The sequence below is a fragment of the Pediococcus sp. EKM201D genome (assembly GCF_011800215.1).
Classification (GTDB): domain Bacteria; phylum Bacillota; class Bacilli; order Lactobacillales; family Lactobacillaceae; genus Pediococcus; species Pediococcus pentosaceus.
The window spans coordinates 79,297-99,800 of record NZ_JAALFK010000006.1 but is presented as its reverse complement, the minus strand read 5'-3'; the positions used below and the strand labels follow the sequence as shown (position 1 = coordinate 99,800).

Sequence of the window (20,504 nt, the reverse complement as noted above, 5' to 3'; positions counted from 1 at the left end):
ATATTGAAATATTTGACTTTTTTCATCCTTAATGGTTTAATTGTTTAAACCATTAAACGAAAGAAGATATATAAATGACCGATTTTAATCAATTAAAACAAGATTTAAATAGTGTAAGTGAATTTTTAGTTATTTTGGGTGATGAAAAAAGACAGTCAATTATTATTAAATTATTGTCAGAATCGAATTGTGATGGGTTGCAAGTTGGAGAGTTAACGGAAGCTACGGGTTTATCAAGACCAGCCGTTTCGCATCATTTAAAAGTTTTGAAAGAAGCTAAGATTGTTGATTATCGTACTAACGGAACGCGAAATTATTATTATCTAACTCACCATACTGAAGAAATTTTGAAGTTAAAGAATTTCATTGATGAGCTACTAGTAGTGATGGAGGAAAGTAAATGAAACGAGTTTTGATTGTAGAAACTAATGTTGCAAAATATGGCGACACAAAAGAGGCCACAAGATTGTGGCTTGGCGAGAGTGCAGAGTTTGTGGATGAACTTCAAAAAGAAGATGTTCAATTTGATTTTATTAGTCCTAAGGGTGGCTTTGTTCCATTAGATCCCAGAAGTATGAAGTACATTGATCACTCAATTATGAGAATTTATGAGCAACCTGACTTTATTGAGCGAGCACTTAGAAACACATTGAAACCGGCTGATGTTGATCCAAGTCGATACGCAGCGATTTATTATACCGGAGGGCACGGTGTAATGTGGGATTTTCCAGATAATATAGAAATTCAACAACTTGCCAGCTCAATTTATCAGGATGGTGGATATTTAGCATCAGTTTGTCATGGGATTGCCGGACTTTTTAATATTAGAGATCATAACAATGATTATGTAATTGCGAACAAAAATATTACTGGATTCACAACTAGTGAGGAAGTCATTGCTGGTAAACGAAAAATTGTCCCATTTTTAAATCAACAGATGGCTCAAAAGCGCGGGGCTAATTTCAACAAGAAACGTTTTTATAAAAATTATGCAATTCAAGACGGACGTATAATTACGGGACAAAATCCCTTCTCAGTGCGTTCAGTAGCCCAATTATTAATTCAGGAGTTAAAATAATGCAAACAGTTTTAGGAAGTAACGGACAAATAGGTCAAGAGATAGTTAAAGCGTTATATCAAAATTACACCAAGGATTTACGGCTGGTAAGTCGTCATCCGAAGAAGATACACGAGACGGATCAATTAGTTTCAGCTGATTTAACGCGGGCAGAAGAAACTAATCAGGCTATTAAAGGCAGTGAAATCGTGTATTTTGCAGTGGGATTACCCATGAATACAGCATTATGGGAAGCTCAATTTCCGACAGTCGTGAAGAACGTCATTGAAGCGTGCATCGAAAATAATAGCAAATTAGTCTTCTTCGATAATACCTACATGTACGCTAAGAATAGTGATGTCCAAACAGAAAATAGCCCATTTGTTCCTAAAGGGCGAAAGTCTGTGATTAGAGCTAATATAGCTGAAATGGTTCAAGATAAAATGAATTCAGGAGAACTACAAGCCGTAATTTGTCGAGCACCAGAATTTTATGGACCAGCGAAAACACAAGGAATTACCAATACGATGGTTTTTGATCGTGTAAAGGCTGGTCAAGCCGCTAAAATTCCGATCAACGATCGTACTTTACGGTCATTGATTTGGACGCCAGATGCTAGTAAAGCCACTGCCTTAATTGGTAATACACCGGATGCTTATGGACAAGTCTGGCATTTACCATGCGCTGAGGGAGTGAGTTATCAAGATATCATAAAAATTACGGAGCAAGTGACAAACCAGACAGTTAAATTTTCGGTAATTAAGATGTGGCAATTTAGATTGGGAAGTTTATTCAATCCTAAAATTAAAGAATTAATGGAATTGTTGCCAAGGTATAAGTATGATAACAATTTCAACTCTGATAAATTTAAAGCCAAGTTTCCTGATTTTAAAATAACTTCTTTTGAAGAGGGGATTAGTAAAATTTTTGAAAAATAAGCTAATTATCCCTGATGAAAAAAGATACCCTATTAATTATATACCATATGTATAAGGTAAAGCGTTAACTGCATACTATATATTGAATTCGTTCGTTTATTATAGTAAACTAATAACTTATATTCCATTTTAAGAGATCCTTGTTTTGAAGTTAACGGTCGAAGCATATCAATGATTTTTGTATAAAAATACTACTGAAAAAGTTGGTACGTTAATACTTACTAGGCATATCGAATGGGATGAAACTTTATTGAGAATCATAGGAACGACTAGCCGGTTTTATGGATTCAAAGTATAAAGAAAACATAGTGGTTAGTAGCGACTATCAAGCATTAATAAAGTCGTTAACTGAAAATATTGATGAAGGAGTTCAAAGCGCATGACTAGAATATATTTAGCAGGACCATTTTTTTCTGAAAGACAAATTGAGATTATCGATTCCGTTGAAAAAGCTTTAGCTAAAAACGAAACGATTACGGAAGTTTATTCTCCACGATTGCATCAAGAAGGAACGCATGAGCCTTTAACCAAACTATGGGCCAAGGATGTTTATGAACTCGATATGGAAGCTATCAGGCAAAGTGATGTCATTGTTGCTATCTTAGACTTTGATGGCAAGGAAGTTGATCCTGGAACAGCCTACGAAATTGGAGTCGCTAATATGTTAAACAAGCCGGTTGTTACAGTAAAATTGGATCGTGACATCGCCGTAAATATCATGTTAACTGAATCAGCAACCGCCTTTTTCAACGATCCAGAAGGTTTGAGTACCTACGACTTTAAGCAATGCCCATCGATTGAATATACTGGAAAATATAGATAAAAGTAAGTGACAAATTTAGCAGAAAATAAAAAACAGATGCAAAGGGCATTAAAAAGTCCTAGGTGCATCTGTTTTTTATTTTAAGCATTGATTATTTAGTTTGATTATCTACCGTATTTTTCAACATAAATGCTAAAACAATACCAACAATACCGATTCCTGTAGCTACCCATAATGCGGCTTGAGCACCATCAATCAATGCTTGATGCATTCCAAGCGCATACTTAGTTACATTAGTGGTTGCTTCAGTTGAAGCGGGAGCATTACTATTTGCTACGTTTTGCATAATTGAAACTAGCGTGGCGGTACCAAGTGCTGCGCCAATTTGGCGAGTACCATTGTTTCCAGCTGATCCATGAGCAACCAAATTCTTTGGTAAGGAGTTCATCGCCATGGTACTAGCAGGCATCATGGCGAAAGCTAATCCTACATTTCGAAGGGCGTAAAGAGTGATTACTTCCCAAATAGGAGTGGTTAAGGAAATAAAGGATAACATTAATGTAGAAACTGACATTATTGTAATTCCAAACATAATGGCTTGACGACCTTTATTTTTTTCAACCATTGAACCAGAAATTGGAGCAAGTAAAAACATGGCAATCGCACCTGGAAGAAGTGATAAACCAGAATTCATCGCACTTAAATCGCGAACATTTTGTAAATAAAGTGGCAAAATGAATTCAACAGCAACCATTGAAATTTGTGCAATGGCGCTAATTATTGAAGCGATGGTAAAGTTTTTAACAGTAAAAATTCTTAATTCAATCATCGGATCATCGATTACTAACTGACGCCATGACCAGCCTATGATTAAAAGTAAACCTACTACAATTTCAGCCAAAGTGGTGATATTACTCCATCCCTTATTTGAAACTTCTGAAACCCCATAAAGTAACATACCAAAGCCTAAGGTTGATAATAGAACGGATATTTTATCTAGTTTAGTATTTTTATGTGGAACAACGTCGGCCATGAATAATAAGGACATAACTAAAGCGATAGCAATGATTGGGGCCGTTATTCCGAAAATCCAATGCCAACCAAGATGATCAACAATATAGCCGCCTAAAGTTGGTCCAATTGCTGGTGACAAACCAAACACAATTCCTAATGCCATAGTTGGTTTTCCAGATTCGGATTTATCAAAAACTGAAAATAAGATAGTCATGGATAAACCTGAAAGAATCCCAGCACCAATAGCTTGAATTAATCTACCGGTTAATAAGATTAAAAAGCTACCAGATAATAAGGAGACGATGGTACCTAACAGAAAGATTAACGACGAAATGGAAACAAGCTTTTTTGTGTTAAAACGATCTGCCATCCATGCGGAGATGGGGATAAGGATTCCACCGATTAGAGAATAACCTGTTGATAACCAGTTAACATCGGAAACAGAAACCTTAAAGGACTGCATTATCGCCGGCTGGGCCACGGCTAAAATAGTTTGATTTAACATAGCCACAAAAGCGCTGATGATGACTACTGATACTAGTAATGGACGATTATAATTTATTTTTTTCATAATCTTTCCTCCTAAAGAAATATTTAAAAATATAGATGTATTTCAAATAACTAAATATTAAATGTACTTTTTAATATCAATTTAGTTAGCTAAATTGAACAAACACTATTCTATCCTTTAATTAAAGATTGTCAACAATTTAGTTAACTAAATTGTTAAAAAGAATTATAATAGATTTAAACTTACTAAAGGAGAACTATGATGAGCCAAGCAAGTGATATAAATTTTTTAATGCGAAAAATCCAAATAAAAGAGCATCAGTTAGCAAGTGAAGTTTCCGGACAGTATGATTTAACCGAAACTCAAGCTAAAACTTTAGGCTTTATTGAAAAATTTCCAGGTACTAACCAAAAAAACATAGCGGATTCTTTTAGTTTAAGTAATGCGAGCACGTCGGCAATTATTAAGAAGTTAGTCACTAGAGGTTTCATTGAAAAAAAGCCTAATGTAGGGTCACAGGATCGATCTAATCGCCTATATTTGACGGCTGCCGGAGTAAATATTTCAATTGATATTAGAAAAGAATTATCAAAAATTGAAAATATTATTGCTCAAAATTTAACTGAACAAGAGGCTGCTAACCTCATTATTCTATTAACCAAGGTTAAAAAAAGTTTCTCAGAATGATATGGGTGATTTCAAAACTTGGGGTTAGAAATGATGATTATTTTGTGTTATTAGTATCAATAATCTTATTTCGAGGACATTTATTCATTAATCGGTATAATAAATATATACAATATTTTTGAAAGAGAAAGTTGCTTTTGAGCGATTAGGTGAACCAATGTCATTTTTAATTCCAATTAAGTCCGCAATATTGATATTTCCAGTGCTTGCGATACTGTTATCTTTACCATTTTTAATAGTCCAATACCATCGTTACGGTGGAATCATTGCTTGGAGATCGATTGTGATCTTTACTTTTATTTTCTACTTGCTTTGTGCATATTTTTTAATTATCTTACCGTTACCTTCGATTCAGGAGGTCAGACACTTAACGACTCAGCGCTATAATTTGATCCCATTTACGGCTTTGCGGGAATTTATCTCCACAACGTACTTCAACCTAATGCGTCCACAAACTTGGATACCGGCCGTGAAGCAACCAGGGTTTATTCAACCGTTTTTTAATATCATCCTAACAATTCCATTTGGTGTATATTTACGTTATTATTTCAAGCAACCAATTCGTAAAATCGTTTTATATGGTTTTGGATTAAGTTTATTCTTTGAACTGACTCAATTATCAGGATTGTACGGAATTTATCCCCGTCCTTATCGATTGTTTGATGTAGATGATTTAATTTTGAATACTTCCGGGGCTTTCGTTGGCGGTTTAATTACGCCATTTTTGGTAAAGGCATTTCCAACGCGCGAACAAATAGATCGTAGAAGTTATGACCAAGGGCGCAAAGTTACAGTCCTTCGTCGGCTAGTAGCATTAATTTTTGATTACCTAGTGGTGGGAACTATCGTTGGGATTTTTCTGAGTTTAGTGGGCTTGGATAAATTGACGGAGAATGCTTATTTTTCATACTTTATCAGTACCCTAATCATCTTTATCATCATTCCGGTGTTAACGGGCGGTCAGACGATTGGTAAAAAAGTAGTTAAGATTCGAATTACCCAAAAATCTGGTAAACCAGCTGGAATCGGGCAATTAATCTGGCGCCAATTATTAATTTATGATGGGGCTCTTCCAATTTTGTGGGGATTTAACTACATGTTTGTGGAAGTTTTCAGTAAAATGCATCAGTCTCAAATCAATATCTTTTTACTGGGAATGCTAGGCTTATTGACGGTTTTCTTGGGTTTGAATTTTATATGGGGAATCGGATTTAAACATGGGTACTTCTTCTATGATAGTTGGGCGAACACAACACAAATCAGCGAAATAAAGCAGCCTTAAGGTTAAAAAAGAGCGTTATAAAAAAATAAGGAATACTCATCGCAATCAGGATGAGTATTCCTTATTTTTTTGACTGCTCAAGTAGAGCCGTTATTCGATCAACGTTTGTTGGTCTCGATTCTTGAAACATTCGATAATTTGTTTTTTAGTATTTCTTCTGGTGGACAACTCAGGGAGCTCCTTTAAATTAAAAAAAGCAATCGAGCTGGTCTCTAGGCTGGTAGTTAATTCACCACTTAATTTTTTACAATAAAATATTAATTTATAGTAATGGGCTAATGAATTTTCGGGGTTAGATTTATTAGTGTCATAAACCGCAATTAAGTTATTTACGGCAACGTTTAACCCAGTTTCTTCATGAACTTCTTTTACGATATTTTCAACGGGCGAAATACCAACTTCGGCAAAGCCCCCAGGAAGGGCCCATGTTTGGGCTAGAGCATCTTTGACCAACAATATTTGATCGTTTTCATCTAAGATTAAGGCCCGTACGTCAACTTTTGGGGTTGGATAACCAGCTTCTTTTTCAAATTCTAAGTTGGCCTGAGTTAAATGGGAGTTTATAAATTCTTGTGTAATCTGAAATATATCTTCAAAGCGTTCAATATCGTACGGATCTTTAGAATAGTTAATTCCAGCATTTGATATGGTTAATAACCTTTGGAAAAATTCTTTTTCGTCCATCTTTTCCACCTCGATTACTTTCCTTCACGATAACACAATCGGGGTCCACAATTCGAGTGAAACGGTGCGATTAAACTAAAAATTATCATTACGGATTGTTTGGGGGATGCCTTGCAACTTTTAAAGGAGGGGTGTACCATGTAGTTGTTCAAATTTAATAGGCGATGACGTTCGCCATTAATTTAATTGATAATCAATTTGATGACGTCTACTACATGTTTTTAAATGTGTAGTAGACGTCATTTTTTTTGGAAGGAGAAAGAAATATGGCAATTTTGATTGATGCAGTAAAGGCCCGTGAGATTTTTGATTCAAGAGGTAATCCAACCGTAGAGGCAGAGGTACAACTATCTAATGGAATAATTGGGCGTGCTGAAGTTCCATCTGGAGCCTCTACTGGGGAAAAAGAAGCAGTAGAATTGCGAGATGGGGGTTCGCAACTACAGGGGAAAGGGGTTTTAAAAGCAGTTGCTAACGTAAATAGTGAAATTAATAACGCCTTACATGGAGAAAATCCATTTAATCAGGCTCATATTGATCAAATTATGATTAGACTTGATGGTACCCCTAATAAAGCACGGCTGGGAGCAAACGCCATTTTAGGAGTTTCAATGGCAACAGCGCGTGCGGCAGCACTTGCTACCCACCAACCACTTTATCGATATTTGGGTGGGACGGACTTAGAATTACCACAAACTTTCCATAATGTTATTAATGGTGGCGAGCACGCTGATAATGGGATTGATATTCAAGAATTCATGATTACTCCAGTTGAACGTACCAGTTTTCGAGAAGGCTTTGAAAAAATCACTAATACTTATCATACATTGAAAAAAGTTATCGAAGAAGCTGGTTATACTACTGGGCTAGGTGATGAAGGTGGTTTCGCACCTAATTTAAAGAATTCCGAAGATGCTTTGCAAATGTTACATGACGCCATTATTCAAGCGGGTTACACTCCTGGTAAGGAAATTGCCGTTGCTTTTGATGCTGCGGCATCTTACTTTTATAATCGCGCCACAAAAAATTATGATTTTGAGGGTAAGACATATACACCATCGGAATTAGGAACATATTATATTGATTTACTGAATAAATTTCCAGAAATTATTTCGATTGAAGACCCTTACGGTGAGGAAGATTGGAATAATTTTGCTAAATTTACGGATAAATATGGTGAACGTATCCAAATCGTTGCAGATGATCCCGTTTGTACCAACCCCGCTTTAATCCGGGATGCAATTAGTCAAGGAATGGCCAATAGTATTTTAATCAAGTTAAATCAAATTGGGACAATTACAGAGACCTTGGAAGCAATTCGTTTGGCTCGAAAAAATGGTTATACCACAATGATGTCCCATAGATCAGGAGAAACCGGCGATACATTTATTTCTGATTTTACGGTAGCAACCAATGCGGCAGAATTAAAGGCGGGGGCGCCGGCTCGATCAGAACGTGTGGAAAAATACAATCAACTATTGCGAATCGAAGAAGAAATTGGTGTTAGTGATGCACGTTTAGCACATTTTCCAGATGACGTTAAATATGATTAGCATCCTAGGGATTAGAAACAGACCTTAAAACATAGTGAAAGAAATAAAAATCCTGTCAGAATTTTTCTGGCAGGATTCTTTATTTTAAAAGAAAACGTTTAACTAAAAGGTGATGTAATTATTAATATTTACCTAATAGTCTTTGTGTATAGGCTATTTTTTTATTTGACATAATTTAGGTAAACGTTTACCATAACATTATAATATTATTGAAGGAGGAAAGAAAATGGCTGATAGAGTATTAATCGATCCAGCAAAATTTGCAATCGAATTTGCCGAATCTATTTCAAAGAAAGATGTTGCTAGTTCTGAAATTTTGAATGAAGCAAAAAAATATTTACTTAGTTATCTAACTGCTTTTTATCTAATCGAAGATTTTAACAAAATGGAGAATTCTAACTTTAATAGTGAAAATGAGAAAAAATTTGAAGATTTATCTTTCAATGAATTAATCGACCGGGTTAAGCACCTGAATCGGTACTAAAAGGAGAATTTAGCATGAAATTAATTTTAAATACATGGATTTTTGAAAACGCTATCAAAAACGAGGCTGATCAGATTGAGTTAGTTGACCGAGTTGCCAAACTGGGTGCGGATGGTATAGAAGTTCGACGGGAGTATTTTAAAGATATTGATTTAGAGCTTAAAGCAATAGGTGAACGTGCTAGAAAGCAAAATCTAATTGTAAATTACAGCGTGCCAGATGAAATTTTTTTGGAAGACGGTTCAGTGAATCCTCGATTAGAACGTTACTTTGATGAGGGAAAACTAATGGGTATCAATAAAATAAAATTTAACACTGGGCACTTTGATCGATTTACTGGGGACTTAAAAAAAGCGCTGGGCGGATTACCTTTAGATCAAATTGAAATGAATGTTGAGAATGATCAGACTGCTGTCTCAGGAACTGTTCAAGCAATTAAGACTTTTTTAGATCAGGCTAATAAAGCAGGTCTTACACAACTGGGTTATGTTTATGATCTTGGTAATTGGGGCTTCACCCATAGCGATGCCGTTCAAAGTGCTAAAGATTTAGCAAAATATACGCATTATATTCATCTTAAAAACACAATTAAACATGAGGACCAAATGGTAACATCAGCGGACCTAGATACTGGAATGTTTGATTGGAAAAATATTATTTCATATCTGCCACGTGATGTAAGTTTCGCTTTAGAATACCCAATGGAAAATGATGAACAGATCCTTGAGCAAATTAAATTATTTCGTAGGGAAGTGGGTGAATATTAATGGTTTCAGCAATTAGTGCCATCTTGCTATTGATAACATTTGTATTTTTTATTTATTACATCATTAAAGGTGGCAACCTGGTAATCGGATTCTTTGTAATGGCCATTGTATGGTCAATTGTAGGAATGATTCCACCAGATGTGGTCATCCAAAAAGTATTTGCAGAACCGGCATTAAATTATGGCCCGACAATTATCTACATTGTTTTTGGTTCCTGGTTTGGAAGAGTATTGGTTGATAGCGGAATTGCACCTGCTATCTCATGCCAAACAAACCGTATAGGAAAAAAGCATCCTGTTTTAGCCGGGATTTTAATCTTAGTAGTTACTTCATTTATTTTTGTTAGTGCATACGGAGTGGGGTCAGTTATCGCCATCGGAGTTATTTTGCTACCAATCATGCTCTCGGTTGGTATTCCACGTGATTTGGCTTTATCAGTTTTTTCGATGGCTATTGGTGCTCCGATGTATTTAAATGTTGTCTTATACAATCAAGTGAAAGCGTTTTTCCCAAATGCTGTTTATGGTGGTAGATATTTAATTTTCGCAGCAATGGCTGGGATGGTTCAGTTGTTAGTTGTAATTATCTTTTTTGTTTTAAATCGCCATCGAATTAATCCGGACAATGCAGCGCATAATTTAGAAATTATTGGCGCCGAGCAACCAAATGAAGATGAAAAACCTGATATTAGTATTTTCACTTATATTATTCCAATCGTTCCAGTGCTAATGAATATGATTTTTAAGTGGGATGCGATTCCATCCCTCACATTAGCAACGATTTTAGCAATGCTAATGACTGGTAAAATGAAAGGTTATAAACAATTTGTTGAGTTTTTGAATAAAACGATTCAGCAATCTGTTAGTGATATTGCGGGTTTAATTATGTTTTTAATGGCGTTAATTATGTTTAGTGGAGCGGCTTCACTGGATGCACAACGATTTAAACCCATTTTTGCAGCAATATTACCCCATAGTCATTTAGTACTCGCACTGGCAATGGGAGTATTGGCACCTTTAGCATTATTTCGCGGACCTTTACATTTATGGGGAGCTGGAGCAGCTACGGCAGCGGTCCTATCAGGGACGGGATTATTTAACGAGGCATTTTTGATTCCACTTCTGTATGCGCCTGCAATTTTAGCGGTCTCAACTGACATCACCCAGTCTTGGAATGTGTGGGGATTGAATTATATGAAGGTGCAGTCTAAAGACTTTTTGAAGTATGGCGTACCGGTCATGTGGATTATTACTATTATTAATGAATTATTAGTTTATTACTTCTTTGGGTAAATAATAAAGAAATGAGGATGTTTAAAATGAGTGAAGTTATTACAATTGGAGAACCAATTACAACTTTTGCGTCAAAGGAACCCGATGTTTCACTAGTTGACGCGGTTGAATTCCATAAAATTTTAGGCGGAGCGGAATTAAACGTTGCGATTGGTGTTAGACGGCTCGGACATACGGTGGAATATATTTCGAGCGTTGGAACGGAACCTTTAGGGGAATTTGTTATCAAGACTATAAAAAGTCATCATGTAGGAACCCAGTATATTAAGCAAGACAGGCAAAATTGGTCTGCTTTTCAATTAAAGGATATGGTAACCAAAAATGATCCTCAGACGTATAATTATCGTCGTGGATCAGCAGCAGCTCATCTGACAAAAGAAGCGGTTGAAAATGTTAAACTTGATGACGTTAAAATAGCACATATGTCAGGAATTTTTCCAGCAATTTCTGCCACAGCAGAAGAAACTTTCCGCACTTTGATGGATCGATTGGTAGCTAAAGGAACGCTGATTACATTTGACCCCAATTTACGTCCATCCTTGTGGAAAGATCAGGAAACGATGCAAAAAACAATTAATGATTTAGCTGGATTTGCGGATATCGTTCTTCCAGGAATTGGAGAAGGAAAGGTTTTGATGGGTTCAGACGAACCAGAAAAAATTGCTGATTTTTATCTTAAAGGTCAACGGACAAAGACGGTAATTGTTAAAATTGGTCCGGATGGTGCATTTGTTAAAAATAAAGATGGTGAGTCCTTTACTGTTTCGGGTTTTAAAGTAGAAAAGGTTGTCGATACCGTTGGCGCTGGTGATGGATTTGCTTTAGGCGTAATTACGGCCTTATTAGAACATAAGTCGTTAAAAAGCGCTGTTTTACGGGGAAATGCAGTGGGAGCTTTGCAAGTCCAAACACCGGGAGATAATGACGGTTATCCAACGCCATCTGAATTAAAAGCTTTTTATGAAAAAGAGGGGGTCACAGAAGACTAATGAAATTACAAGTTGCAATTGACCGAGTAAAATTAGATGATGCCGTTCGCGTTGCTAATCAATTGGACTCCGTTGTTGATATTATCGAATTTGGCACATCACTGGTTAAAGATTATGGGTTATTAGCGATCAAGCATGCTGACTTAAATTTACACCATGCACAGTTATTAATCGATTTAAAGACAATTGATGAAGGACCTTATGAATTTAAACAAGGTTTTGCAGCCGGTGCCGATATTTTGACGGTTATGGGAGCTTCGTCCGTTGATACAATCAAAAAGGTTTATGAAATTGCTGAAGCACAGGACAAAGAAATGTTTATTGATATGATGGGAATTAATCAAGAACAGCGCGAACAAATTTCGACTTTTAATAAGGCTATATATGGGATTCATCATGCGGTAGATGAGGAGCATGGATTTGATGCGGTTAAGACGGTTGCTGATTTTCATCAAAAGTTTCCTGAAATCGCTCGAATTTCAGTTGCAGGTGGAATTAACTTAGAAGTTGCTCAAGAATTGGCACAGCAAGGAATTGTTGAAAGTGTAATTGTTGGCAGCGGAATTATGAAAGCAAGTAATCCAGTGGCAGCAGCCCAAAAATTTATGGAGGTAATGAACTAATGGAGTTAGTTAATCAAGTTCTCGAAGAAATCAATGAAGTAATGGGAATGGTCCAAGAAAAGCAATTGAAAGAAGCAGAAAATATTATTCAAAAAGATCGTCGTATTTTCGTTTTAGGTGCTGGAAGGTCTGGATTGATGGCAAAAGGATTTGCAATGCGATTAATGCATATTGGTTATACAGTGTACGTGGTTGGTGAAACCATTACGCCGTCCATCCAATCGGATGATGTTCTAGTTTCTGTTTCTGGATCAGGAAAAACTGGCAGTGTTTTAGAATTAACTCAGAAAGCAAAAGCCGACGGAGTTAAAATAATCGCGTTAACTAGTAACGCTGATTCTCCACTTGGAAAGTTAGGGGACGCAACGGTGGTGATTCCCGGTGCTACGAAAAATGGGGATGGGGTTAAATCCATTCAATTGTTAAGTTCACTATTTGATCAGAGTGTGCATATTACTTTAGATGTATTGACGTTATTATTGAGTCGAAGAGATCATGTTTCAAATGATTCGGCTAAGTCGACGCACTCTAATATGGAATAATACTAAAAATAAGCGAGGAAACTAGTCTGAAAGGAAATAGTTTCTTCGCTTGTTTTTGTTGTAGAACAGGATCGATATTAATGTTTGTGTAGATACGCTACCAGGCAGTATATAATGAAATATAACCAATGGTATACTGAAAATATTAAATGAGAAATAATGGCTGGTGGATAAATGACAAAAAAAGCAAATATTAAAGACGTAGCTAACTTAGCAGGGGTTTCGATTGCGACTGTATCACGTTATTTAAATAATGATCTGAGCCGTATGTCAGAAAAAACGGCTCAAAAAGTTCAAGATGCAATTACTAAGTTAAGATATACTCCCAATCTAGCTGCGCGGCAAATGATAACAAAATCTAGTAAGATGGTTGCTGTTCTGATTTCAAACATCGATGACTATTTTTCTACGGAGTTGTTTAAAGGAATTAGTTCAATCCTTGAAAGCAAGGGATATATTGCAGTTATGTTTGATTCTAATTCGGATGCTGATCGTGAAAAAAAATTGCTTAAAACCATCGGGAATCGTATGTTCGATGGTTTAATTATCCAACCGATTAATGATCCACATGCAATTCAAGAAGCACTTGGACGTGAAATTCCAATTGTGGTTGTCGATCGAGGCTTTCACCCCAATCCATGGTCACAAGTAGTTGCTGACAATTATCAGTCGGCTCAAGTGGCGACGAAGTACTTTTTGGATCAGGGATACAAACACGTAGTAGTACTAACATCGGAATTGAATTCAATTAGCTCGCGTTTGGAACGATATCAAGGTATAAAATCATTAACTGATAACATTGACATTATTCAAATTGATGAAAATACTTATAATCAATCTGCTATTTTTGCACAGTTAGCTGAAAAAATTAACAACGTGGATGAAGATATTTTATTTTTTGCGTTAAAGGAAAAGTGGTTATTGGAATTTGTTCCCATTTTAACGATGGAAGCTCAAAAAGAGCACCGTCGTGTTGCAATTACTGGGTTCGCAGATACTAAAATAGTTGCACAATTAGATCCAGAACTGCACTTAGTTACTCAGCAACCATTCTTAATGGGAGCAAGTTCGGCCGAATTAATGATTCAAATTTTAACTGACAAGAATGATATTCCACATGAAGTTATAATTGAATCTAATTTTAAATAAAGTAATAGCGATATTTTGAATTGGATTGAGCCTTTTGAAAGTTTTTCCGACTCTCGGGTGTTAATCCTGCAAGGATTACTGCGGGATATTGATTTGAAAAATTATAGAGTAGCAGTTTGGTGGAATCGACGAAAGGTTTCTAAGTTAATAAATAAAATCGCTGAAAATCAATTCATTTACGAATTGGTTTTTTTATTTTTTACCTTTTTTAATTATTGATTTCAAAAATTGAGAAAATGTAAGGTTGGATTGCTTGTAATTGTGGTACAACTCGCCCAGATTTTCTGCCCAACCACCGCTCACGAAATACACTCCAAATACGATAACCATGAGTATAATAATAAATTTGATGGGATCCATTTTGTCCTCCTTTGGATTAAGTTGATAAGTTTTTCGAGCCCATTATACTCCCGCTTAATTTCATCGCTGTTGATAAGAAACTGTGCTTAAGTAAAAAATAAGGTTTAGTCACAAAAAGGAAATTAGATATGGTGGGACCTATTTAAAAATTTTTTAGTAATTGAGCGATGCAAAATTAGGGATGAATTTCAATAGATCCTTGACACTTTTAATAATTCGTCTTATCCTAGATACATACTTACAAAAAGTAAGCAAATATAATGTTGCTTAACGGGGGGAGTTTACTATGGCAAAAATTAAAGCGGGTCAAGCATTGGCTCAAGTATTGAAAAGTTGGGATATTGATCATATTTATGGTATTACAGCAGATTCTATTAATAACACTGTGGACGGATTATACCAAGAACGAGCAGGTTTGAAGTATATTCAAGTTCGTCATGAAGAGGTCGGTGCATTAGCAGCCACTGCTGATGCCAAGCTAACTGGTAAAATCGGAGTTAGCTTTGGTTCTGCAGGTCCTGGAGCAACGCATCTGTTTAATGGTTTATATGATGCAAAAATGGATCATGCTCCAGTGTTAGCATTAGTTGGTCAATCCAGTACGGAAGTGATGAATACTAATTTCTTCCAAGAAATGAATCAGGACCCGATGTTTGTGGACGTAGCAGTTTTCCATAAACAAGTGGTTAGTGCCGACCAAATCCCATATGTGGTTGATGAAGCTATTCGGGCTGCTTATGCTCAAAAGGGTCCAGCAGTCGTAATTATCCCAGATGATTTATCGGGGCAAGAAATCGACTACACACCTATTAAAACACCTAAGATTTATCAGCAACCAGTTCACTCAGCAATTGCCGATTCAGCGATTACTGACACGATTACCGCTTTAAAAGCAGCTAAACATCCATTGCTTTGGATCGGACGGGGAGCTGCTGGCGCACGTCAACAAGTGGTTCAATTTTCAGAAGATTTTCAAGTGCCAGTCGTTGCTGCGGTGCCAGGTACGGGAATTATGCCATCAGATCATCCTAGTTTCATGGGATCGATGGGACGTCTGGGAACTAAGCCTGCTTTCGAAGTTGCTCAAAAAGCAGATTTAATCTTATTCGTCGGCACGAACTTTCCGTTTGCTCGCTTCTGGCCTAACAATATTAAGGTTATTCAAGTTAACAATAACCCCGAAGATTTGGGTAAACAACGCGATGCTGACATGGCTATCTTAGCTGATGCTAAAGAATTTTTAGATACCATTTTAGCTCAAAATGTTAAGCTACCAGCAAGCAAATGGCTAAAAGCCGCTCAAAAGGATAAAGCTAATTGGGATGCTTGGCTAGAAAAATTATCTAAAAATGATCGAGATGGATTACGGGCAGAGAGTGTTATGGCAGCCATTAAAGATTACGCTGCTGACAATACGGTCTTTGGTCTTGATGTTGGAAATAATACAGAATGGGCCATCCGTCAAATTCCGTTGAATCGTAGCCAAAAATTTACGTTATCAGGTTGGTTTGCGACCATGGGTTACGGGTTACCAGCTGGAATGGCTGCTAAATTGAGTTATCCGGAACGTCCAGTAATCACTATTTCTGGAGATGGTGGTTTTGCCATGGTCATGCAAGATTTGATTACGGAAGTTAAGTATGAAATGCCAATTGTTAACGTGGTTTTGGAAAATAAATCATTTGGATTTATCCAACACGAAAAAATAGTCGCTAACCAAGCTCCTTATGGTATTGATTTACAGGGAGCTAACTGGGCTGGAATAGCTGAAAATATGGGCGCAATTGGATTGACTGCGACGGACTTACCTTCATTAACGAAAGCTTTTGCTAAAATTGATGAACTTCAAAAAGCAGGTAACACAAAACCCATTGTGTTGGATGCTAAAATTGTAAATAATGATCCTGTGGACACTTCATTCATGCCGTTAGATCCTCAAATTTTTGATGAAGCAACTATCAAAAGTTTCCGAGAACAATACGAATTGACGGATGGACAACCAGCACTTAGTGAAATTTTAAATGATCTTAAATAAGGATTCTGTTGATAATCTATAAAACCGTTTGGCTCAATTAGCCAAACGGTTTTTTGTATATGAGTTATAGGTTTGAATTGAACCAAAATAGTAAAAATTACTAGGAATAATGAATCTAATGTTTATTAGTAAATCATTAGAATCGAAAAGATGTATTGGGGGAAATAGTAATCAAATAGCTCTTAAAAAATTCGGTTAGTCAATTTAGTAGCGTTATGATAGGCATTACGCTTATCTAAGCCAAATAATTTTTCTATCAAAAAATAATTGTATAACATAATATTTTAATTAAGGAAGATTAAAATATTATGATAAAAAATTGTGGCGGACTGTTTCTGGTGTTATAACTTTGTTGTGGAAATGTTTTGTCGCGATGACAATGTATTTCCTAATCAATAAACTGTGGAAAGAAGGTGTGAACCCGATGTGGAGCGTATTTTACAGACTTGTTAGTATGATTGGTAAAGTCGCCTGGAAATACAAAGGTAAAATTTTAAGCTACATCGAAAAAGGTTGGACAGCGTCACAGATTTATCATTATGGCAAAAAACATTGTTGGTTCTAATAACCATCGTGAATCAAGTCCTATTATGGGTAGGACTTGATTTTCTTAACTACTTTCGATTTTTTGCTTTGATTTTATCAAGCTCTTTTTTGGTTTTAGATTCTGTTTCTTTGGTTTGTTGGTCCCATATTTCTAACAGCAAGCTTTCACCAACGATAACTATAATTAGGAAACCCCAAATATCTTTTCCTCCAGCTGATGTCATATATTGGTAAAACATAAATACTGCAAAAACTATTGGTAGGATTGCTCCTAAGTATTTTTTTCTAATATTTTTACTTAAAATGTATTGACCAGCTACAAACAATAAACTTATCACGATACCTAGTAAATTTTGATTCATTTTGCTTCCTCTTCCTCTCTGATAGATAGTATTTTTTCCGCAACTGTTAATGAAATTTCATCTTCAATAACAAGGTTCATTATTTTTTCCTTAAATCCCTGTTTTTGGCTATTAGAATCAAATAATTTAATTTTTTTAATTAACTGATCGGTTTTGGTTCTAATTGTGGGATATGAAACATTGTAGTGATGAGCCACCTTTTTTAAAGATCCAGAACATAAAATAAATGTTTTGATGAAGGAAAGCTCTTCATCTGATAAAGTTGAAATCCATTTTTCCATAAATTAATATCACCACCTTTTTGTATATCATAAATCTATTTTTCATAAAATTCAATTATTTTTTAATAAAATGAAAAATAATTTAAATAAAGTTAAAAAGAGGGTGTGCAACAAAAGATAACGAGAAGGCTATTTAAAAGTTATCATGCTAAATTAATTGAATAAAATTATTAACCAACCTAAAAGTGTAACCAGCTGATGTAAATTTTGATGGTTATTGAAAATAATAATGTCAAAAATAGATAAAATATATCAAATTATTATTAGTAATTTTATTCCTTGGAGGATAGAAGGATGGAATATAAGACGGACAAAAGAATTGTTACAATTCATGCAATACAAGGCTTAGTGATAATTATTGCGATGATTTTTTTAATATTGCTATTATTACTGCTCTTTAAAGAAACCAATGTGTTATTTCGAATTTTATCAGGGATGGTAATTTTTATAAGTTTATTGACTTCGTATGAAGCACTGATATATATGCCATTAGCGTATAAGAAAAATAGGATTTCTATTGATAAAAATTTTGTGGTAATTCAAAAAGGACTTTTTATCAAAACGCTGGTAAAAATGCCTATAAGTAAGTTATATACGGTTAAATTAGTTCAAGGACCATTTGAAAAAGTGTTTAACACCAAAAATATCGTGTTAGTTACCTTAGCTGATGAGTTTACAATGCCAGTTTTAAATAGTAGATATGCGGATGTTTTAAGTAGACGTTTAATCAGGGCTATAAAGGATAATGATAAAAAATGAAATTAAAAAGAACCTCAATAATGACCGTAGTCTGGGCTTTTTTTCAATTAATTATTTCCTTAGGCATTATTTACTATCCAGCTAAAAAGATAGTAGAAAAAACAGATAATTATACGATTCATTTTGCAGTGTGGTTATTCATAACGTTACAATTTTTAACCTTTTTTAGTCAGATAGTTAGATGGATGGGTTTTAAATATGGAATTGACGAAAAAAACTTTTATGTAAAAAAAGGTATTTTAAAAATCAGTAGACGAAGTGTACCGATCTTAAAGATTAGACAGTACAAACAAATAACCACTTGGAAGTACAGAATTTTACACATGACCCATATCGTCATTGACACTGGAATTAATTCTGATGAGGGGACGATTGATTTAAACATGATCACTAGAGCAGAGAGCAAATATCTAAAAAATAGATTAAAGATTGCTGGAATTGAGGACGCAGATAGTAAAGAGGTCGATTTCTTTAGAGGTCATTTTAAGATTCAAAATCAAAATGTAAAAAGGATATATAAACCGGCAGTGATTGATATTTTCACTTCATCTATTTCTTCACTTCAAGTAATAATTTTTCTGTTTGCTTTAAACTCTTTTAAGGGTGATATTGAGTACTTTTCATTTGGAAATAAATTAGAGTACGTTTTCGTTAATTACTTGGCGCCATTGAGAGAGGGTAAATATTATTTCTTAGTAATAATATTTATTTTCTTACTGTTGATCTTTTTAGGATTTCTTCGTGAATATCTAGTTTTTGGTAATTTTGAGTTGCTTACTGATGATGAGAATTTTTATAGCTTAGAAGGTCTATTAAATAGAAATATCAATTCATTTAAAAAGAACCGGCTAAAAACCTTTGCTATTAATTCAAATCTATTGATGCAAATTTTTCATTTAAATCAAGTAGAAGTTTTTACATCATCGCCAAGTGATTTTGAAGAGAGTAAGCATGTAATATTACCTTTCATTCGGCAAAAAGATTGTTCAAAAATTTTTAGGAAAGAATTTAACTATCAACATTACCAACCAGTAAAAATAAGATTAAATTACGTAACCGTATTAAAAGTAGTAGTCTTGTTCTTAAGTCTGGAATTAGTTCTATTGTTCACGGATCTATCTTTTAAAAATACAATGAGTCAGTACTTGATTTGGATCTTTTTGATTTACTTTTTGAATCTCATAAAGAATTTAATTTGTACAAATTTACAATATCGTGATGGATTTATTAACACCCGTAGTGGACTTTTCTTTAGAAAAGAATATTTGTCAAAGGTATCAGATATTGAGCGGTATTATTTAAAGCAAGGACCTATACAGAAGTTGCTTAATACGCAAACCATAATAATATGTTTTCGGGGCGCACCAATAAAAAGAAGACGAATATATATGGTAAGTAAGAAAGAATTTAGGAATCTAGAAACCCAATTTAGGCAAAGAACTGAAACCGAGTTATCATAGTAATCTTGTATATGCCAAACTATTTTTAATCCTTTCTTATATAAATTTTGGTTGATTCGCATGTATACTTTACAAGTAAAACAGAACATCAAAATCATGGGAAGTGGATTAATGAAAAGTGAAATACAGAATAAAGCTGAAAAAAACCGCAATCAACGAAATCAAAAAGCTCACGAAAAGACTGTAGCAAGATCAGATACTAAAAGGTATATAACTCAGTTAGCCAATGTTAAAGATTTACAAGAAGTCCAACGTTGGCTAGATAATCGAATGTCAGAATTGAAAGACTAACCTTTTGAGGTTAGTCTTTTTTGTAGAATGGTGAAATATAAAGTTATTTGAATTATTATAAGATGAAGAACACAA

The 20,504-nt window shown here is 35.0% G+C and carries 22 protein-coding genes and 1 riboswitch; of the genes, 18 read left to right on the top strand and 4 right to left on the bottom strand.

All coding sequences use genetic code 11. From position 1 onward, the window contains the following. Positions 1-74: 74 nt before the first annotated feature. The 4 genes from HFC68_RS08635 to HFC68_RS08620 all read left to right on the top strand — a co-directional run bounded on the left by HFC68_RS08635 (position 75) and on the right by HFC68_RS08620 (position 2,818). Positions 75-404 carry a helix-turn-helix transcriptional regulator gene (locus HFC68_RS08635; RefSeq protein ID WP_060743387.1) on the top strand — a complete coding sequence of 110 codons (330 nt, stop codon included), beginning with the start codon at positions 75-77 and terminating at the stop codon, positions 402-404. Continuing rightward, on the top strand, positions 401-1,078 hold the full coding sequence (locus HFC68_RS08630) for a type 1 glutamine amidotransferase domain-containing protein (RefSeq protein WP_167399807.1): 678 nt from the start codon (positions 401-403) through the stop codon (positions 1,076-1,078). The genes HFC68_RS08635 and HFC68_RS08630 overlap by 4 nt, the downstream gene beginning before the upstream one ends. Next, positions 1,078-1,995 carry an NAD-dependent epimerase/dehydratase family protein gene (locus tag HFC68_RS08625; RefSeq protein ID WP_060743388.1) on the top strand — a complete coding sequence of 306 codons (918 nt, stop codon included), beginning with the start codon at positions 1,078-1,080 and terminating at the stop codon, positions 1,993-1,995. The genes HFC68_RS08630 and HFC68_RS08625 overlap by 1 nt, the downstream gene beginning before the upstream one ends. A 379-nt stretch (positions 1,996-2,374) precedes the next feature. After that, on the top strand, positions 2,375-2,818 hold the full coding sequence (locus tag HFC68_RS08620; protein WP_029257780.1) for a nucleoside 2-deoxyribosyltransferase: 444 nt from the start codon (positions 2,375-2,377) through the stop codon (positions 2,816-2,818). A gap of 91 nt (positions 2,819-2,909) precedes the next feature. Here the strand turns inward: HFC68_RS08620 and HFC68_RS08615 are convergent, their stop codons facing one another. Beyond that, positions 2,910-4,343, bottom strand: coding sequence for a DHA2 family efflux MFS transporter permease subunit (locus HFC68_RS08615; RefSeq protein WP_167399806.1), 1,434 nt, complete (start codon positions 4,341-4,343; stop codon positions 2,910-2,912). A gap of 201 nt (positions 4,344-4,544) precedes the next feature. On the opposite strand from HFC68_RS08615, the gene HFC68_RS08610 reads away from it, so the two are divergent. Continuing rightward, positions 4,545-4,970 (top strand): MarR family winged helix-turn-helix transcriptional regulator, encoded by a 426-nt coding sequence (locus tag HFC68_RS08610; protein WP_029257782.1) that lies wholly within the window; start codon positions 4,545-4,547, stop codon positions 4,968-4,970. 157 nt (positions 4,971-5,127) lie between these two features. Next, complete coding sequence (locus tag HFC68_RS08605) at positions 5,128-6,252, top strand: VanZ family protein (protein ID WP_167399805.1); 1,125 nt, start codon at positions 5,128-5,130, stop codon at positions 6,250-6,252. 90 nt (positions 6,253-6,342) lie between these two features. Here HFC68_RS08605 and HFC68_RS08600 read toward each other — a convergent pair whose 3' ends face one another. Continuing rightward, on the bottom strand, positions 6,343-6,936 hold the full coding sequence (locus tag HFC68_RS08600; protein ID WP_167399804.1) for an NUDIX hydrolase N-terminal domain-containing protein: 594 nt from the start codon (positions 6,934-6,936) through the stop codon (positions 6,343-6,345). A gap of 151 nt (positions 6,937-7,087) precedes the next feature. Continuing rightward, positions 7,088-7,154: riboswitch (Fluoride riboswitch) on the top strand. Between the two features lie 48 nt (positions 7,155-7,202). On the opposite strand from HFC68_RS08600, the gene eno reads away from it, so the two are divergent. The 9 genes from eno (at position 7,203) to spxB (ending at position 16,730) form a co-directional block, all read left to right on the top strand. Further along, on the top strand, positions 7,203-8,489 hold the full coding sequence (eno, locus tag HFC68_RS08595) for a phosphopyruvate hydratase (protein ID WP_167399803.1): 1,287 nt from the start codon (positions 7,203-7,205) through the stop codon (positions 8,487-8,489). A gap of 226 nt (positions 8,490-8,715) precedes the next feature. Beyond that, the gene (locus tag HFC68_RS08590) at positions 8,716-8,973 is read left to right on the top strand and encodes a hypothetical protein (protein WP_055126067.1); all 258 of its coding nucleotides are present in this window, start codon (positions 8,716-8,718) and stop codon (positions 8,971-8,973) included. A 14-nt stretch (positions 8,974-8,987) separates the two neighbouring features. Continuing rightward, a complete protein-coding gene (locus tag HFC68_RS08585) occupies positions 8,988-9,740 on the top strand; it encodes a sugar phosphate isomerase/epimerase (RefSeq protein ID WP_099299876.1) in 753 nt (250 codons plus the stop codon). Continuing rightward, a complete protein-coding gene (locus tag HFC68_RS08580) occupies positions 9,740-11,032 on the top strand; it encodes a hypothetical protein (protein WP_055126069.1) in 1,293 nt (430 codons plus the stop codon). Before HFC68_RS08585 ends, HFC68_RS08580 begins: the two co-directional genes overlap by 1 nt. Before the next feature lie 26 nt (positions 11,033-11,058). Continuing rightward, a complete protein-coding gene (locus tag HFC68_RS08575; protein ID WP_060743397.1) occupies positions 11,059-12,021 on the top strand; it encodes a sugar kinase in 963 nt (320 codons plus the stop codon). Then, positions 12,021-12,644, top strand: coding sequence for an orotidine 5'-phosphate decarboxylase / HUMPS family protein (locus tag HFC68_RS08570; protein WP_060743398.1), 624 nt, complete (start codon positions 12,021-12,023; stop codon positions 12,642-12,644). The genes HFC68_RS08575 and HFC68_RS08570 overlap by 1 nt, the downstream gene beginning before the upstream one ends. After that, complete coding sequence (gene hxlB / locus HFC68_RS08565) at positions 12,644-13,186, top strand: 6-phospho-3-hexuloisomerase (protein ID WP_060743399.1); 543 nt, start codon at positions 12,644-12,646, stop codon at positions 13,184-13,186. Before HFC68_RS08570 ends, hxlB begins: the two co-directional genes overlap by 1 nt. A gap of 174 nt (positions 13,187-13,360) precedes the next feature. Next, positions 13,361-14,335: a LacI family DNA-binding transcriptional regulator gene (locus tag HFC68_RS08560; protein ID WP_167399802.1), complete on the top strand. Its 975-nt coding sequence runs from the start codon at positions 13,361-13,363 to the stop codon at positions 14,333-14,335. Positions 14,336-14,981: 646 nt separating this feature from the next. Continuing rightward, complete coding sequence (gene spxB / locus HFC68_RS08550) at positions 14,982-16,730, top strand: pyruvate oxidase (RefSeq protein WP_167399800.1); 1,749 nt, start codon at positions 14,982-14,984, stop codon at positions 16,728-16,730. A gap of 614 nt (positions 16,731-17,344) precedes the next feature. On the opposite strand, the gene HFC68_RS08545 is transcribed toward spxB, so the two are convergent. Together HFC68_RS08545 and HFC68_RS08540 are read right to left on the bottom strand one after the other, a co-directional pair. Beyond that, the gene (locus tag HFC68_RS08545; RefSeq protein WP_055126076.1) at positions 17,345-17,638 is read right to left on the bottom strand and encodes a hypothetical protein; all 294 of its coding nucleotides are present in this window, start codon (positions 17,636-17,638) and stop codon (positions 17,345-17,347) included. Next, positions 17,635-17,919: a DUF2089 family protein gene (locus HFC68_RS08540; protein WP_055126077.1), complete on the bottom strand. Its 285-nt coding sequence runs from the start codon at positions 17,917-17,919 to the stop codon at positions 17,635-17,637. Before HFC68_RS08540 ends, HFC68_RS08545 begins: the two co-directional genes overlap by 4 nt. A gap of 294 nt (positions 17,920-18,213) precedes the next feature. Here HFC68_RS08540 and HFC68_RS08535 point away from each other — a divergent pair, with 294 nt between their 5' ends. From HFC68_RS08535 to HFC68_RS08525, 3 genes are all read left to right on the top strand, one after another. Continuing rightward, positions 18,214-18,678, top strand: coding sequence for a PH domain-containing protein (locus HFC68_RS08535; RefSeq protein ID WP_167399799.1), 465 nt, complete (start codon positions 18,214-18,216; stop codon positions 18,676-18,678). Then, on the top strand, positions 18,675-20,138 hold the full coding sequence (locus HFC68_RS08530) for a PH domain-containing protein (protein ID WP_055126079.1): 1,464 nt from the start codon (positions 18,675-18,677) through the stop codon (positions 20,136-20,138). Before HFC68_RS08535 ends, HFC68_RS08530 begins: the two co-directional genes overlap by 4 nt. A gap of 111 nt (positions 20,139-20,249) precedes the next feature. Continuing rightward, positions 20,250-20,429, top strand: coding sequence for a hypothetical protein (locus HFC68_RS08525; protein ID WP_023440158.1), 180 nt, complete (start codon positions 20,250-20,252; stop codon positions 20,427-20,429). Positions 20,430-20,504: the final 75 nt, after the last annotated feature.

Bases quoted from the DNA above. Each gene is read 5' to 3' on its own strand.
- HFC68_RS08615 (WP_167399806.1), bottom strand. From the start codon at position 4,343: ATGAAAAAAATAAATTATAATCGTCCATTACTAGTATCAGTAGTCATC.
- HFC68_RS08585 (WP_099299876.1), top strand. From the start codon at position 8,988: ATGAAATTAATTTTAAATACATGGATTTTTGAAAACGCTATCAAAAAC.
- HFC68_RS08570 (WP_060743398.1), top strand. From the start codon at position 12,021: ATGAAATTACAAGTTGCAATTGACCGAGTAAAATTAGATGATGCCGTT.
- HFC68_RS08560 (WP_167399802.1), top strand. From the start codon at position 13,361: ATGACAAAAAAAGCAAATATTAAAGACGTAGCTAACTTAGCAGGGGTT.
- spxB (WP_167399800.1), top strand. From the start codon at position 14,982: ATGGCAAAAATTAAAGCGGGTCAAGCATTGGCTCAAGTATTGAAAAGT.
- HFC68_RS08525 (WP_023440158.1), top strand. From the start codon at position 20,250: ATGAAAAGTGAAATACAGAATAAAGCTGAAAAAAACCGCAATCAACGA.
- HFC68_RS08545 (WP_055126076.1), bottom strand. From the start codon at position 17,638: ATGAATCAAAATTTACTAGGTATCGTGATAAGTTTATTGTTTGTAGCT.
- HFC68_RS08620 (WP_029257780.1), top strand. From the start codon at position 2,375: ATGACTAGAATATATTTAGCAGGACCATTTTTTTCTGAAAGACAAATT.
- HFC68_RS08530 (WP_055126079.1), top strand. From the start codon at position 18,675: ATGAAATTAAAAAGAACCTCAATAATGACCGTAGTCTGGGCTTTTTTT.
- HFC68_RS08540 (WP_055126077.1), bottom strand. From the start codon at position 17,919: ATGGAAAAATGGATTTCAACTTTATCAGATGAAGAGCTTTCCTTCATC.
- HFC68_RS08535 (WP_167399799.1), top strand. From the start codon at position 18,214: ATGGAATATAAGACGGACAAAAGAATTGTTACAATTCATGCAATACAA.
- HFC68_RS08575 (WP_060743397.1), top strand. From the start codon at position 11,059: ATGAGTGAAGTTATTACAATTGGAGAACCAATTACAACTTTTGCGTCA.
- eno (WP_167399803.1), top strand. From the start codon at position 7,203: ATGGCAATTTTGATTGATGCAGTAAAGGCCCGTGAGATTTTTGATTCA.
- HFC68_RS08590 (WP_055126067.1), top strand. From the start codon at position 8,716: ATGGCTGATAGAGTATTAATCGATCCAGCAAAATTTGCAATCGAATTT.
- HFC68_RS08625 (WP_060743388.1), top strand. From the start codon at position 1,078: ATGCAAACAGTTTTAGGAAGTAACGGACAAATAGGTCAAGAGATAGTT.
- HFC68_RS08605 (WP_167399805.1), top strand. From the start codon at position 5,128: ATGTCATTTTTAATTCCAATTAAGTCCGCAATATTGATATTTCCAGTG.
- HFC68_RS08635 (WP_060743387.1), top strand. From the start codon at position 75: ATGACCGATTTTAATCAATTAAAACAAGATTTAAATAGTGTAAGTGAA.
- hxlB (WP_060743399.1), top strand. From the start codon at position 12,644: ATGGAGTTAGTTAATCAAGTTCTCGAAGAAATCAATGAAGTAATGGGA.
- HFC68_RS08630 (WP_167399807.1), top strand. From the start codon at position 401: ATGAAACGAGTTTTGATTGTAGAAACTAATGTTGCAAAATATGGCGAC.
- HFC68_RS08610 (WP_029257782.1), top strand. From the start codon at position 4,545: ATGAGCCAAGCAAGTGATATAAATTTTTTAATGCGAAAAATCCAAATA.
- HFC68_RS08580 (WP_055126069.1), top strand. From the start codon at position 9,740: ATGGTTTCAGCAATTAGTGCCATCTTGCTATTGATAACATTTGTATTT.
- HFC68_RS08600 (WP_167399804.1), bottom strand. From the start codon at position 6,936: ATGGACGAAAAAGAATTTTTCCAAAGGTTATTAACCATATCAAATGCT.